The organism is Alterinioella sp. B-7, from assembly GCF_056857775.1.
Map to the genome: position 1 here is coordinate 199,705 of NZ_JBSXNT010000032.1, position 14,670 is coordinate 214,374.

Below are 14,670 nucleotides of genomic sequence, written 5' to 3' on the forward strand. Positions count from 1 at the left end.
ACGAGGAACCCGGACCCGGCCGCCCCTGGCGCGGAGGCCCCGCAGCCGCGCGTCACGGACCGGAAAAGCCTTTGCCGAATCCCCGATCTACTGCGCTAAATGGTGTCTCTCCACCCTCTTACGCCGCGAACTGGACCTTTCATGACCGACCGGACGCCGATCATCGAGGCCACCAATATGGACAAGTTCTACGGGGACTTCCATGCCCTAAAGGATGTCAATATCACGGTCCACAAGGGCGAGAAAATGGTCGTCTGCGGGCCGTCTGGCTCCGGCAAGTCGACGCTGATCCGCTGTTTCAACGGGCTGGAGTTTCACAATTCCGGCACGCTGGTGGTGGACGGGATCGAGGTTTACGAAGGTGCCAAGCAGATCCGTGCCTTGCGGCAGGAGGTTGGGATGGTGTTCCAGCAGTTCAACCTGTTCCCGCATCTCACGGTGCTGGAAAACCTGATGATCGGCCCGATGAAGGTGCGCGGGCTTGGCCGGACCAAGGCCGAGGAAACGGCGCGCAAGTATCTCGACCGCGTGCATATCCCGGAACAGGCCGACAAGTATCCTTCCGCCCTGTCGGGCGGCCAGCAGCAGCGCGTGGCCATCGCCCGGTCGCTCTGCATGGAAACGCGGATCATGCTGTTCGACGAGCCCACATCGGCGCTGGACCCCGAGATGATCAACGAGGTTCTGGATGTCATGGTCGAGCTGGTCGATACCGGCATGACCATGGTCGTCGTCACGCATGAGATGGGCTTTGCCCGCAAGGTCGCCGACACGATGGTTTTCATGGAAGCCGGTCGCATCGTCGAAAGCTCGCCGCCCGAACAATTCTTCACCAACCCTTCCAGCGAACGGTGCCGCCTGTTCCTGGACCAGATCCTGGAGCATTGAGCGTGAGCGCCGCGCCGGACACCCATCAACCCAGGGGCGCGGCCCTGCCCCAGCCGCCCGCGATCCAGCGGTTTTTCGGCTCGACCATCGTTTCGGTGCTGATCTATGCCGCCGTGATGGCCGCGATCATCTATGGCTCGTTCACCGGCGCGCAGAACATGGGCTATAACTGGCAATGGCACCGGGTGCCGCAATTCTTGTGGACCTTCACCGATGACGGCATCGAGATGGGCGAGATGTTCTATGGGCTCGGCGTCACGATCCAGCTGTCGCTGACCGCCTTCGCGCTGGCCACGGCCATCGGCCTGCTGATCGCGCTTCTGCGCCTGTCCGGGCTGGTCGTGGGCTCGGCCGTCGCCATCGCCTTTCTGGAATTCATCCGCAACATCCCGCTTCTGGTGCTGCTCTACCTCTTCTACTACGTGCTCGGGCCGATTTTCGGGCTGGACCGCTACACCGCGTCGGTGCTGACGCTGGCGGTGTTCCATTCCGCGCTGATCTCGGAGATCCTGCGCGCGGGCATCAACGCGGTCGCCGTGGGCCAGTGGGAAGCCGCGAAATCCATCGGCATGACCACCGGTCAGACCTATCGCTATATCATCTTGCCGCAATCGGTGCGCTTCATGCTGCCGCCGATGACCGGTGAGGTCGTCCACCTGATCAAATCCTCGGCCATCGTCAGCGTCATCGCGGTGGCCGAGCTGACCACCATCGGGCGCAACATCATTTCCGACACGTTCATGAGCTTCGAGATCTGGTTCACCGTGGCGCTGGTCTACATGGCCGTGACCCTGATCCTGTCGGTGGGCGTGTCCTTCCTGGAGAAAAGATACGCGGTCGATCAGTAACCAGAAACCCGACGAAAAAACCTGCCAACAAGGAGAGAGACGACATGACATTGACACGCAGAGTATTCGGGGCCGCCCTGGGCGCGGTCGCCGCCATGGGCCTCGCCCTGCCCGCCAGCGCGCAAAGCGCGACGCAGGCCCTGTCCAGCGAAAGCGTCATCGAAAGCATCCAGGAGGAGGGCGTGATCCGCATCGGCCTGTCGCTCTTCGTGCCGTGGTCGATGCGCGACGTGAACGGCGAACTGATCGGCTTCGAGCTGGATGTGGGCCGTCAACTGGCCGCGGATATGGGCGTCGAGGTCGAGTTTGTGCCGACCTCCTGGGACGGCATCATCCCCGCGCTTCTGGGCGGCAATTTCGACGTCATCATTTCCGGCATGTCGGTCACGCCGGCCCGGAACCTGACGGTGAACTTCACCGACCCCTACGCCTTCTCGGGCCTGGCGATCCTGGCCAATACGGAAATGACCGAGGGCATGAGCCTGGAGGATTACAACTCGCCCGACGTGATCTTCGCCGCCCGTCGCGGGGCCACGCCCGCCACGGTCATCGCGCGGCAATTCCCCGAGGCGCAACTGCTGCTGTTCGACGAGGACGGCGCATCGGCGCAGGAAGTGCTGAACGGCAACGCCCACGCCACGATGGCCTCGCAGCCGACCCCGAACCGGGAGGCGAACCGCTACCCGGACGTCCTGACGGTGCCTTTCGATGAGCTCTACGATCCGCGCGGCGAGGCGTTTGCCCTGCGCAAGGGCGACCCCGATGCGCTGAACTTCTTCAACAACTGGATCGCGCAGCAATGGCGCTCGGGCTGGTTGCAGGAGCGCCATGATTACTGGTTCGCCGGTGACGAATGGGCAGACCAGGTCGCGCAGTAATCACCAAGACGGGGGGCGGGCCGCCGCCCCCTGATCAACCCGAAAGGCCAGCCCGCCCGTGACCAGCTTCCTCCGCAAACTGAAATGGCCCGACTACCTGATCCTGGCCGTGCTGATCGGGTTTTTCGGCTATATCTGGTTCACTATCGAGGGCACGCTGAACTATGCGTGGCGCTGGCACCTGATCCCCTCCTATATCGTCGGCTGGCATACGGGGCGCGAGGAATGGTTCGCCAATATCCTGCTGCGCGGCCTTGTCGCCACCATCCGCATCTCGATCTATGCCAGCGTGCTGGCGCTGATCCTGGGCACCATCCTGGGCATCGCGCGCTGTTCGACCAACCTGACCGTGCGGATGCTGGCGCGCACCTACCTGGAGCTTCTGCGCAACATCCCACCCGTCGTGGTGGTCTTCATCTTCTTCTTCTTCCTCAGCCAGCAACTGATCGACGTCCTGAACCTTGAACGGTGGGCGCGCGGCATCGCGCGGCAGGAAAACAACGGCGTGTGGGAGTTCTTCTTCGGCGAGATGCGCCGCTTTCCCTCGCTCGTCTCGGGCGTCATCGTGCTGGCCCTGTTCGAGAGCGCCTTTGTCGGCGAGATCGTGCGCGCCGGCATCCAGTCGATCCCGCGCGGCCAGCGCGAGGCGGCGAAATCCATCGGCATGAGCCGGATGCAGGAGATGCGCTATATCGTGCTGCCGCAGGCGATGAAGCGGGTGATCCCGCCGCTCGCCAACCAGTTCATCACGCTGATCAAGGACAGCTCGATCATCTCGCTGATCTCGGTCTACGAGCTGACCTTCGCCACGGTGCAGCTTGTCGCCTCGTCGCGGCTGATCTTCGAAGCCTGGATCACCACGGCGGGCTTCTACTTCATCGTCTGTTTCGGCCTCAGCCGGTTGTTCGCCCGGCTGGAGCGCGGCAAGAAACGCGCCAGCTAGGCGGGCCTTGACGACACGGTGACGAAACGCACCCGGTCGCTGAGGATCTCCGCGAAGCCATGCGCCAGCTTGGCATCGAAGCTGAGCGTATCGCCCGATCCCAGATCGAATATCTCCCCGCCGCAGCGATAGCGCGCCTGCCCCTCCAGAAGGTGAATGAAGACGTGGCCTTCATGCTGGTAGGTCGGCAGCCGCCCCGCCTGATCCCGCGTGATGGTGATCTCGGCCGCCTCGAACCGGCCGCCCGGTGATCCGTGCTTGCCGAGCAACAGGTAATCATGCGCGTGGCCCTCGGTGATCCGGCGCGAGGGCAGGCCCCCGCCCGCCTTGACGTGATGCACATCGGCGGGCGTGTCGCTGGCCGCCAGCAGCGCCATCACCGGCACCTGCAATGCGCCCGCCAGCGCGGCAAGCGTCGAGAGCGACGGGGAGACCTGCCCCTTCTCGATCCGGCTGATCATCGGCGGCGAGACCCCGGCGCCCTCGGCCAGCGCGGTCACGGTCAAGCCCCGTTCACCGCGCAGCCGGTTCAGGGCGCGGCCCACGGCGATGTCGATCTCGGATTTCTCGGCCATGGCCTGCCTCACAGGGAATCACTTGACGCGTCTTTACTGAAAGTAAAACATATAACCATCATGCAAGACTACTCCCTTCTCTCCCTGCTCCGCCACGGGCTGAACAAACACCAGGGCTGGACCCGCGCCTGGCGCGCGCCGCCCTTGAAGCCTCGCTATGACGTGGTGATCATCGGCGCGGGTGGGCATGGGCTGGCGACCGCCTATTACCTGGCCAAGGAGCACGGGATCACAGACGTCGCGGTGCTGGAACGCGGCTGGCTCGGCGGTGGCAATATCGCGCGCAATACCGTCACCATCCGGTCTAACTACATGCGCGATGCCTCGATCCCGTTCTACGTGAAATCGGTGGAACTCTATGAGGGTCTGACCAAGGCGCTGAACTTCAACATGATGCACTCCAAGCGCAGCATGGTCGATGTGATCCAGACCTGGGGCAAGATGCGGGAGCTGCGCCGCCGTCAACTGGTGATGGATATCTACGGCTCCACCTATCAGCCGATCTCGACCGAGGAGGTCCGCCGCCGCATCCCCGCCCTGACGGGGGGCGGGCCCGATGCGCGCCTGCCGATCCTGGGCGGCATGGTCCATACTGACGCCGCCGTGAACCGCCATGACGCGGTCGCCTGGGGCTATGCCCGCGCCGCCGACGCGATGGGGGTCGAGATCCAGCAACAGACGGCGGTGCAAAGCCTGATCCGGGGGGCCGATGGCAAGATCGAGGGGGTCGAGACCAATCGCGGCACCGTGCGCGCGGGCAAGGTTGTGGTCGCCGTCTCGGGCCATACCACGACGATCACCGAAACCGCCGGGCTGCGCCTGCCCCTGCGCACGATGAACCTGACGGCCTTCGTCTCGGAGCCGGTCAAGCCGCTGGTCGATGTGATCGTGAACTGCCCCGATAGCGGCTTCTACTTCAGCCAGTCCGACAAGGGCGAGATGGTCATCGGCGGCGCACCCGATCCCGGCCAGAGCTTTCGCCGCGACATCAAGCAAAACGTGTTCGAGGATACCGTGACCGCGATGCTGTCGCTCTTCCCGTCCTTCAAGCGGCTCAAGCTGATGCGGCAATGGGGCGGGCACCTGGATATCGCGCAAGATGCCTCGCCGATCATGGATGAGACCGACATCCCCGGCCTTTTCGTCACCGCCGGCTGGTGGGGCGGCTACAAGGCCATTCCTGCGGGCGGCCTGACCCTGGCGCATCTGGTCGCCACCGGACGCCCGCACAAGCTGATGGCCGATTTCACGCTGAAACGCTTCCGTCACCTCGATTACGTGATGGAAACCGGCACCACCACGGCGAGGTAACGCAGCCCATGATGCTGATCCCCTGCCCCTTCTGCGGGCCGCGCAACGAGAGCGAGTTCGCCTATGGCGGCCCGGTCAAACCCGACCGGCCCGACCCAAATGCCGTGACGGATGCGCAGTGGGTGGATTACCTGATGCAGGTGCCCAATCCGCTCGGGCCGGTCCATGAACGATGGCACCACGCGCGCGGTTGTGGGGTTTGGCTGACGATCTGGCGCGACACGCGGACCCATGACATCGTGGAGGGGCCGGATGCGTAACCGATTGCCCGATGGCGGCCGCATCGACCGCACGCGCCGCATCTCGTTTACTTTCAACGGGCGTAGCCTTTCGGGGTTTCACGGCGACACGCTGGCCTCGGCGCTGATCGCGAACGGCATCCGCCTGACTGCACGCAGCTTCAAATATCACCGTCCGCGCGGCATCGTCGGATCGGGCGTCGAGGAGCCCGGCACGCTGGTGGAACTGGAAGGCACGGACGCTTCGGCCAACCGCCCCGCCACCACGGTGCCCTTGCGCGACGGGCTCAAGGCGCGCTCGGTCAATTGCTGGCCCTCGCCCGCGTTCGACCTTGGCGCGATGACGCAGATCGCCGCGCGCTTCCTGCCCGCGGGCTTCTATTACAAGACGTTCAAATGGCCGAACTGGCATCTATATGAGCCGTCGATCCGCCGTGCCGCGGGGTTGGCGGGCGCACCCGCCGCGCCGCCCGAAGGCCGGTTCGAGGCGCGCTTTGCCCATGCCGACCTGCTGGTCGTCGGGGCCGGGCCCGCAGGCCTGCGCGCCGCACTGGAGGCGGGCCGCGACGGTGCGCGGGTGATGCTGGTCGATGAGGGGATCGAGCCGGGCGGCAGCCTGCTCAACCGGCGGCTGGAGGTGGACGGAAAACCGGCGCTGGACTGGGTGGCGGAGACCGTCTCGGAGCTTGCCGCCCTGCCCAATGTCACCCATCTGCAAGACGCGACCGCCTGGGCCTATCGCGAGCACAATTACCTGATGGTGAACGAAAGCAGCCCCGGCCATGGCCTTCTGGAACGCAGCTGGCGCATCCGCGCGGCTCGCGTGATCCTTGCCACCGGCGCGATCGAGCGCACACTTGTCTTCGGCAATAACGACCGCCCCGGCGTGATGCTGGCCTCGGCCGCGCAGGCCTATGTGAACCGCTATGCCGTGACGCCGGGGCGCCGCGCGGTGATCTTCACCAATAACAGCAGCGCCTATGCCGTCGCCGCCGATCTGGCCGCAGCGGGCATCACGGTCGCCGCCATCATCGACAGCCGCGCCGAGGTGCCGCAGGAGACCCGCGAGTTTGTCCCCGGTATCGAGATCCTGCCCGCCCATGTTGTCACGCGGGCGCGCGGTCATCGTCGCTTGCGCGTCGTCGAGGTCGCACCTATCCAGGGCGGCCCCACCCGGCGCATCCAATGCGACCTTCTGGCCCAATCCGGCGGCTGGAACCCGGCGGTGCATCTCTGGTCGCAATCGCGCGGCACCCTGCGCTATGACGAGAAAATCGCCAGCTTCCTCCCCGACGCGCCTGTGCAATCCGTCCGTGCCATCGGTGCTGCGGCGGGCGACCTGACCCTGCCGGGCGAGGCCCCCTACAAGGTCCAGCCCCTGTGGCGTGTCGAAGCCGCCAAGGGCAAGGCGTTTCTCGATATCCAGAATGACGTGACCGTCGATGACGTGCACCTGGCCCTGCGCGAGGGCTATGGCAATGTGGAACATGTCAAGCGCTATACCACGGGCGGCATGGGCATCGACCAGGGCAAGACCGGCAATATCAACATCATCGGCACCGTGGCCCTGCAACAGGGCGCGCGGATGGAGGAGGTTGGCACCACCACGTTTCGCTCGCCCTATACGCCGGTCTCCTTCGGGGCCATCGCGGGGCAACGCGACGGCCCGGTCACCCTGCCCTATCGCCACACGCCCCTGACCGATTGGAACAAGGCCCGGGGCGCGGTGATGTATGAGGCCGGCGCGCGCTGGCAGCGGCCTGGCTATTTCCCGCGTCCCGACGAGAGCTTTCAGGACAGCGTCAACCGCGAGGCCCGCGTGGTGCGTGAAGGCGTCGGAATCTATGACGGATCGCCGCTTGGCACGTTCGAGATCAAAGGCCGCGATGTGGGCCGCTTCCTCGACCATCTCTACACCAACATCATGTCGGGGCTGCAACCGGGGCGCGGGCGCTACGGGCTGATGCTGACCGATGACGGGCTGATCTTCGACGATGGCGTCGTGTTGCGCCTGTCGGAGCATCGCTGGATCGTCTCGGCCTCCACCGGCCACGCGGCGGCGGTTCAGTCCCATATGGAGGAACTGGCGCAGACCCAATTCCCCGACTGGCAGATCTTCCTCACCGATGTGACCAGCCAATGGGCCAATGCCACGGTTTGCGGCCCGAAGGCGCGCGAGGTGATGATGGCGCTCGGCGGCGATATCGACCTCACGCGCAAGGCGCTGCCCTTCATGGGGTTCGCAGACGGCACCGTCGCGGGCCTGCCCGCCCGTGTCGTGCGCGTCAGCTTCACCGGCGAACTCTCGTTCGAGATCAACGTCGCCCCGCGCCACCTGCCCGAATTGTGGGAAAAGATCATGGCGGCAGGCGCATCCCACGGCATCCAGCCCGTCGGCTCCGAGGCCAACCACGTCTTGCGCGTCGAAAAGGCGTTCCTGTCGCTGGCGCATGAGGTCGACGGCACGGTCGATCCGCATGACCTGGGCCTGGGATGGGCGATGTCGAAGAAGAAGGCCGACTATATCGGCAAACGCTCGATCGCGCTGCGACGCGCGGGCGGGGCAGTGCGCCGCGAACTGGTGGGGTTCCTGCCCGAACCCGACCGCCAGGTGCCCGAGGGCGCGCCGCTGACACCGGGGGGCAAGACCCGCGCGACCGAGGGGCTGGTCACCGCCTGCGTCTGGAGCGTCGTGCAGGACCGCTGGATCGGCCTCGCGCTTTTGGAGAACGGCGCGTCACAGCATGGGGAAATGGCACATGTGCGGGTCAAGGACGAGGTTCTGCCGGTGCGCATCACCGCCCCCATCCATTACGATCCCGAGGGCGAAAGGCTGCGCGCATGAGCTATGATGTGGCGATCACGGACGGTCCAGTGCGCGCGATCTTCGACCTCAAGGGGCCGCAAGCCGCGCTGGCGGATTGGGCGGGCGACACCCTGCCCGGCTTTCCCGATGCTCCGAACCGACGGGTGCGGGAAGACGGCAAGACCCTCGCCCATATCGGCCCCGATCACTGGCTGCTGATCGCCGACCTGACCCGCGAGGAGGCCCTGACCGATGCCCTCAAACCCGCCGACGCGCCGCCCGAGATCAGCATCGTGCGGGTCTCGGATGTCTATGCCTGGGTCCGCATCACCGGCCCCGATGCCGCGCATGTCACCGCCACCGGCTGCCCGCTGGACCTTGAAACCTTCCCCGATGACGGGGCCAGCTTCACCGAATTCTTCACCCAGAAGGCCCTGATCACGCGCGGTGGGCACGGCTTCGAGGTCGCCATCGACCGCAGCTATGCCCCCTGGATCGCCGAGATGCTGGCCCGGATCACGCCCTGACCTGCACCATGCCGTCCTGCACGCGGGCCTCGAAGACCTTCATCGGGCGTGTCGCAGGCGCGGATACCGCCCGCCCGTCGCGCACATCGAACGCGCCCTGATGCAGCGGGCATTCGATGACATGGCCGTCGAAATACCCGTCGCACAGATCCGCCCCGCCGTGATTGCACAAAGCCAGCGACACATGCACCCCCGCGGGCGTGTCGTAGACGGCCAGCTTGCGGGGCCCAAGATCCACCCGCGTGACCCAGTTCTCCTCAAGCTCGGTGACCGCGATCAGGTCGCGCCAGTCCCGGCTCATGCCTGCCTCGCGAAGATCTGGCGCAGGATGTCGCGATGCGCGCCGAGATAGCCGCCCTTCTCGACGAAGATGTGATCGCGCAGCTTCTCATGCAGGACGGGCAGGCGGTGGAACGGTACCGAGGCGACATAGTGGTGCTCTGCGTGATAGTTCATGTTCCAGCATAGGAACCGCCATGGCGCCGAGACCAGGCTGGTGCGCGTGTTCTCGTGCATCTGCGGCACCGTGGGGCGGCCCACATGTTCCGTCATGCGGATGAAGCGCATCACCGGTTCACCAAGCAGAAGCGGAATGAACCAGAGCCAGACGAGGCCCCACCAGCCCGTCACCGCCATGCCCAGGATCACAGCCGCATAGAAGCCCAACATCATCCGCGCATCGCGGTAGACGGCGGCGTGCTCGACCTTGGGGATGAAGCCCTTTTCCGTCTCGGAAAGCCGCCCCATCGCGTGGCGGAACACCTCGGTGAACTTGGTTTTCCAATAGGGCAGCGCCGACAGATACAGCAGATATTGCCAGATCGTTTCCGGCATCGGCACCTGTTCGGGATCCTGCCCCGTCACCTGCGTATAGGTGTGGTGATCGCAATGCTCGTAGCGAAAGAACCGGTGCGGAAGCAGGATGATATAGCCACAGACCTGCCCCACCAGGTCGTTCAGCCAGCGGGTGCGAAAGACCGTGTAATGCACGCATTCATGTTGCAGCGAGAAATGATGCACCAGCACCACGCCCTGCACGAACATCGCGGGCCAGATCAGCCAGCTGTTCCAGGCCAGCACCACCAGCGTCGTGGTCGTGGCCAGCAGCAGAAGCCAGAGCGCCAGATGCACCAGCCCCGGTCCGTTCGACCGCTGCATGAGCTCTTTCAACTCGGCGCGGGTCAGTTTCCCCTCGGCCAAAGCCTGCGTCAGAGGCGTGACAATCGCGTTTGTCATGTGAAGTCTCGTGAATTTGTGCTGGCGGGGGCGATCAGCCCTTCCAGGACCAGCGACCGGAGACGGGAGTGCTCCGCACCATGAGGGCACGCTCATCTGCGCCCTCATTGAGGTCTGATTAGCAAGTATCAGGCGATTCGATCAAGCCGTGGCCAACATCTGCGGCGCGGGATCGGGGCGAAAGCCGATATCGCGGGCGGGATGGGCAAAGAGGGCTGCGGCACAGGGGTATTGCGCCAGGATCGCCGCGCCACCCGGCAGGCGTTCGGCATGAAACACGCCGCGGTCCCAGAAGGTCACGCCGTCGATCACGATGGTCGGATCGACGATGTTCCAGCTGATCTCGCCCGGCGCATAGGCCCCGCAGGTGTGGAAATGCAGGATGCGCGGATTGCCAAAGGCCGCGCCGCCCCATTTCTCGTAATTCTCGCGCATGTCCCAGGGAAAGCCGCAGCCGGGGTGGATGCCCGCGTGCCAGGAATGGATGAAGTTGCGGTCGATCCCGAATTTCTCCGACACCCGGTCGTAATGCGCATTGGCGCGGGCGACGTCGCTGGCCCCGCCCTCGAACCCGGTCAGGCGGCCTTGTTCAAACCGGGCGAAGACCTGCGCGTCGAACTCGACATTATAGTCGTCGTAATAGCGTGACCCGGTGCCGGTCAGGAACCCCGCCAGCGCGGCGCGGCCCGAGAACGTGTAGGCCGGGACCGGCGTGAAGACCGACATCGGAAAGCGCAGGATCGAGGTGTCGCCATCGGCCTCGAGGTTCATCTCGGGCCGACCGGTGATGTCGGTGCCTGCGGGGCAGGTCAGCCGGACATGGGTGGCGCGGTCCAGCACGCCGTTCACCGCGTCCTTGATCTCCAGGAACGCGTCGTGATGCCCATTGGCGAAGCCCGAGCCGAAAAGCTCGCGGTTCAGCGCGAAGCTGACGATGATCTTCTTGCCCTGCGGCATCTCGGAAAAGCGCAGCTGATCGCCGAGACGCGCCAGGAACAGCACGATATCGGCGGCCTCGAAGCGGTGCAGCAGATGCGCGGGCAAATGCGGGTTGTCGGGGTTGAAACCGACATCGACCGTATCGACATGCAGGCCAAGCCCCTCAGCCGCCGCTGCCACGCATGGCACGGCGTCTGCGTCGAAATAGCCGTAGCCGGGCGGCTCATAGGCAATCAGCAGCCGCTCACCGGGCTTGGCCTCGGCACAGTTGAGCAGCAGGTTGCGCGCGCCGCGTTCGGGCGTCATGTCGGTCATGGTCGTTCCTATCCTTGCGCCCGCCAGACTACCGCGCCGGTTGCATCACGACTATTTGAAACCTGTAATGGTTGGCATTAGACTGGCTAATATGATCCTCAACCTCCCCTTCTCCGCCCTGCGCGCCTTCGAGGCCGTCGTCCGCCAGGGCGGGTTTTCCGCCGCCGCCGATGAACTGGGCGTCAGCCAGAGCGCCATCAGCCAGCATGTGAAGGCGCTTGAGGAATGGCTGGGGCAAGACCTGCTGGTGCGCGGCGCGCGCGGCTCCTCGCCGACGCGCGAGGGCGAGGAACTGGCCCAGGCCATCGCCGCCGGTCTTGGCCGCATCTCGGATGTCTGCGCCCGGCTGCGCGACCGCACGCGCGCCGACAAGACCATTGTGATCAGTTGCTTGCCGGGCTTTGCCTTCACCTGGCTGTTCCCGCGCCTGTTGCGCTTCGACCTGGCCCATCCCGACCTCTCGATCTCCGTTGCGACCGATACCGGGCAGGTGCCGTTCTCTGCCGTCGATGCCGATATCGGGATTCGCTACGGCCTTGGCCATCACCCCGATGCGGAGGTCGACCTGCTGCTGAACGAACGGCTCTTTCCCGTCTGCGCCCCCGCCCTTCTGAGCCGCCCGCATCCGCTGCGCCGCATCGAGGATCTGGTCTATTACACGCTGCTGGAGAATGAAACCCTGACCTTCGGCGACAAGAACCCGACCTGGAGCTACTGGGCTGCCAGGGTCGGCGTGAGCCTGCCTGTGGGCGCGCGCTCGCGCCGGTTCGGGCAGGCCAACATGGTCACGCAAGCCGCGATCGAGGGCGTCGGCGTGGCACTTGGGCGCGAACCGCTGGTCATCGACGCGCTCTGTGATGGACGCCTCGTGCGGCCCTTCCCGCAGATCACGGATTCGCCCTTGTCCTACTGGCTTGTCCGCCGCAAGGGCGGCGATGACAGCCCCAAGATCCGCGAGTTCCTGGCCTGGATCAAATCCGAGGCCGAGACGCAGCCCGAGATCCCCGGCCCCGTTTCCTGATTAGCCAGCCTAATGCCACGCATAACCGATCCGGCATGGCGTTGGGCGGCGCATCGGCGCATACTCGGCGCAACCGGAACAAGAGGGACGAGGCTTGCGGATGTTTCTGAGGAATTGCTGGTATGTCGCGGCGTGGAGCAAGGATGTGGGCCGTGAATTGCAGGCCGAGACCTTCCTGGGCGAGAACATCGTGTTCTACCGGCAGGAGGATGGCACGCCCGTCGCGCTGGAAAACGCCTGCCCGCATCGCAAGCTGCCGCTGTCAGACGGCAACCTGATCGGCGACACGGTCGAATGCGGCTATCACGGGCTCAAGTTCGACTGCACCGGCATCTGTATCGACAGCCCCACCCAACGCGGCATGACCCCGCGCCGCGCGGTGGTGAAATCCTATCCCGTCGTGGACCGCTACCGCTTGCTCTGGATCTGGATGGGCGACCCCGCGCTGGCCGATCCCGACACGATCTTCGAGGTCGAGAATTACGACGATCCCACCTGGGGCCTCACCGATGGCGGGGTGATGGATGTCGATTGCAACTACCTCTGGGTCTGCGACAACCTGCTCGATCCCAGCCATGTCGCCTGGGTTCATGTCACCAGCTTCGCGGGCGCGGGCACGGATGAGGAACCGCTGGATGTGAACAAGACCGACCGCGGCGTGATCGTCTCGCGCTGGATCTTCGGGCAACCGCCCTCGCCCTATTACGCCAGGCTGGTCCGGTTCGAGGGCATGTGCGACCGGCTGCAGCATTACGAGATGTGCCGCCCCGCGATCGGCCTCAACAAATCGGTCTACACGCCGGTCGGAACCGGTGGCTATGACAGCGCGCCGGTCGATGAGACCTTCACCAACATCTCCTACAATTTCATGACGCCGATCACCGAGGACAAGACGCGCTATTTCTGGTTCCAGCACCGCAGCGACCATGCCGGGGACGAGGACATCTCGCGCTACATGAATGACGGCGCGCGGATGGCGTTTCTGGAAGACAAGGCGATCCTGGAAAAGGTCCATGTGGGCATGAAACACGCGGTCACGCCGCATATCGACCTTGGCCTCGACAAGGGGGCCAAGCTGTTCCGGCAGGGACTCGACCGCGCCATCCAGGCGGAGGCGACCGAGACCGTGGTGTGAAGATGGGCCGGAGGTCCGCCCCCGGCCCGCCCCTGTCATGCCCCGTGGATCACCGGAAACCGCCCGCCGCGAAACGGCGCGCCGGGGGCGAGGCTGTCATCATGCAGCCATTCGGTGACGGAATCGCGCGGCTCGTAGCTTGCGCCCTCCACCGCGAAGCGGATCGCATAGCCGCGCCTGCGCCGGGTCGTGGTCCGGTTGCCCATCGCCGAATGCACCGTCATGCCGTCGAAGGCCAGCGCATCGCCGGGGTTCATATGCGCGAAATGCAGCATGTCATACCGGTCCCGGTCGGCCTCGAAATCGGGCATGTCGATATAGTCGGGGTTGCCCTCTTCCATGTAATGCAGGAACGCGCCCTTCTGATCGGTCTTGAAGGGCCGGTATTTCGCCCCCCAGGCGTGGCTGCCGCGCACGAATTCCAGCGCGCCGTTGTCGGGGTCCACCTCGTCCAGCGCGATCCACATCGTCATGATCGGCCCCGCGACCGGCCAATAAGGCTGATCCGTGTGCCAGCCGGTCTGGGTCTTGGTGTCCGGCTCCTTCACGAAAAGCTGGTCATAGATCAGCGAGGTCCAGGGCGAGCCCGCAACCTCCGCGACCCGCGCGCCGATATCCGAGGTCAGGCAGTAATCCTGGAAGGTTCCGGGCCTCTCGCGCATGTTCTTGTAGGCGAAATACCTCTCGCCGCGCTTGATTTCCTCGTCCACCGCCGCGCGCAGCTTTTCCAGCCAGTCGGGCGTCAGGACGTTTTGCAAGAGGACGACGCCATCGCGCGCGTATGCCTCCTGCACCGGGGTCGGTGTCGTTCGGTCTTTCATGGTCATTCTCCTGTTGTCTGATCGGGTGAAGGATCAGAAGCCGGGAGAGCTGCGGCAATTGACGATGAAACAGGGCCAGGACGACCGGGCCGACCACGATCCGGTCAGGCGTCTGTGGAATTGCTGGACACGGGTCGGCATGGCTGCCCCTTCCTGACAGGATGACTTTGCCAGCGCACCGCGATTAT

15 protein-coding genes are annotated in these 14,670 nt (G+C 65.0%); 10 read left to right on the plus strand and 5 right to left on the minus strand.

Annotated elements, in window-relative coordinates; genetic code table 11:
- The first annotated feature begins 141 nt into the window (after window positions 1-141).
- From AC13C7_RS10650 to AC13C7_RS10665, 4 genes are read left to right on the plus strand one after another with little or no spacing between them, the layout of a single operon-like run.
- Window positions 142-888, plus strand: a complete 747-nt coding sequence (locus tag AC13C7_RS10650; protein ID WP_172316893.1) for an amino acid ABC transporter ATP-binding protein — start codon at window positions 142-144, stop codon at window positions 886-888.
- Between the two features lie 2 nt (window positions 889-890).
- On the plus strand, window positions 891-1,736 hold the full coding sequence (locus AC13C7_RS10655) for an amino acid ABC transporter permease (protein ID WP_446117194.1): 846 nt from the start codon (window positions 891-893) through the stop codon (window positions 1,734-1,736).
- 44 nt (window positions 1,737-1,780) lie between these two features.
- Window positions 1,781-2,614 (plus strand): transporter substrate-binding domain-containing protein, encoded by an 834-nt coding sequence (locus AC13C7_RS10660; RefSeq protein ID WP_172316891.1) that lies wholly within the window; start codon window positions 1,781-1,783, stop codon window positions 2,612-2,614.
- A 58-nt stretch (window positions 2,615-2,672) separates the two neighbouring features.
- Window positions 2,673-3,557: an amino acid ABC transporter permease gene (locus AC13C7_RS10665; RefSeq protein ID WP_172316889.1), complete on the plus strand. Its 885-nt coding sequence runs from the start codon at window positions 2,673-2,675 to the stop codon at window positions 3,555-3,557.
- Here the strand turns inward: AC13C7_RS10665 and AC13C7_RS10670 are convergent.
- On the minus strand, window positions 3,554-4,132 hold the full coding sequence (locus AC13C7_RS10670; RefSeq protein ID WP_446117195.1) for a helix-turn-helix domain-containing protein: 579 nt from the start codon (window positions 4,130-4,132) through the stop codon (window positions 3,554-3,556). The genes AC13C7_RS10665 and AC13C7_RS10670 overlap by 4 nt on opposite strands.
- Before the next feature lie 60 nt (window positions 4,133-4,192).
- On the opposite strand from AC13C7_RS10670, the gene AC13C7_RS10675 reads away from it, so the two are divergent.
- Genes AC13C7_RS10675 through AC13C7_RS10690 form a run of 4 tightly spaced genes read left to right on the plus strand, consistent with a single transcriptional unit; the run spans window position 4,193 to window position 9,015 of the window.
- Entirely contained in the window at window positions 4,193-5,443 is a 1,251-nt protein-coding gene (locus AC13C7_RS10675; RefSeq protein ID WP_482867460.1) for an FAD-dependent oxidoreductase, read from the plus strand.
- Window positions 5,444-5,451: 8 nt separating this feature from the next.
- The gene (locus AC13C7_RS10680; RefSeq protein WP_482867461.1) at window positions 5,452-5,703 is read left to right on the plus strand and encodes a sarcosine oxidase subunit delta; all 252 of its coding nucleotides are present in this window, start codon (window positions 5,452-5,454) and stop codon (window positions 5,701-5,703) included.
- Complete coding sequence (locus AC13C7_RS10685) at window positions 5,696-8,527, plus strand: 2Fe-2S iron-sulfur cluster-binding protein (protein WP_482867462.1); 2,832 nt, start codon at window positions 5,696-5,698, stop codon at window positions 8,525-8,527. Before AC13C7_RS10680 ends, AC13C7_RS10685 begins: the two co-directional genes overlap by 8 nt.
- Window positions 8,524-9,015, plus strand: a complete 492-nt coding sequence (locus AC13C7_RS10690) for a sarcosine oxidase subunit gamma (RefSeq protein ID WP_482867463.1) — start codon at window positions 8,524-8,526, stop codon at window positions 9,013-9,015. Before AC13C7_RS10685 ends, AC13C7_RS10690 begins: the two co-directional genes overlap by 4 nt.
- Here the strand turns inward: AC13C7_RS10690 and AC13C7_RS10695 are convergent.
- The 3 genes from AC13C7_RS10695 to AC13C7_RS10705 form a co-directional block, all read right to left on the minus strand.
- Complete coding sequence (locus tag AC13C7_RS10695; protein WP_482867464.1) at window positions 9,005-9,316, minus strand: non-heme iron oxygenase ferredoxin subunit; 312 nt, start codon at window positions 9,314-9,316, stop codon at window positions 9,005-9,007. The genes AC13C7_RS10690 and AC13C7_RS10695 overlap by 11 nt on opposite strands.
- Complete coding sequence (locus AC13C7_RS10700) at window positions 9,313-10,251, minus strand: fatty acid desaturase family protein (RefSeq protein WP_482867465.1); 939 nt, start codon at window positions 10,249-10,251, stop codon at window positions 9,313-9,315. Before AC13C7_RS10700 ends, AC13C7_RS10695 begins: the two co-directional genes overlap by 4 nt.
- A gap of 141 nt (window positions 10,252-10,392) precedes the next feature.
- The gene (locus AC13C7_RS10705; protein ID WP_172316875.1) at window positions 10,393-11,505 is read right to left on the minus strand and encodes a hypothetical protein; all 1,113 of its coding nucleotides are present in this window, start codon (window positions 11,503-11,505) and stop codon (window positions 10,393-10,395) included.
- Between the two features lie 91 nt (window positions 11,506-11,596).
- Here AC13C7_RS10705 and AC13C7_RS10710 point away from each other — a divergent pair, with 91 nt between their 5' ends.
- Complete coding sequence (locus AC13C7_RS10710) at window positions 11,597-12,526, plus strand: LysR substrate-binding domain-containing protein (RefSeq protein ID WP_482867466.1); 930 nt, start codon at window positions 11,597-11,599, stop codon at window positions 12,524-12,526.
- Between the two features lie 100 nt (window positions 12,527-12,626).
- Window positions 12,627-13,661 carry an aromatic ring-hydroxylating oxygenase subunit alpha gene (locus tag AC13C7_RS10715; RefSeq protein ID WP_172316871.1) on the plus strand — a complete coding sequence of 345 codons (1,035 nt, stop codon included), beginning with the start codon at window positions 12,627-12,629 and terminating at the stop codon, window positions 13,659-13,661.
- Window positions 13,662-13,696: 35 nt separating this feature from the next.
- Here AC13C7_RS10715 and AC13C7_RS10720 read toward each other — a convergent pair whose 3' ends face one another.
- Window positions 13,697-14,482, minus strand: a complete 786-nt coding sequence (locus AC13C7_RS10720) for a phytanoyl-CoA dioxygenase family protein (protein ID WP_482867467.1) — start codon at window positions 14,480-14,482, stop codon at window positions 13,697-13,699.
- Window positions 14,483-14,670 lie beyond the last annotated feature (188 nt).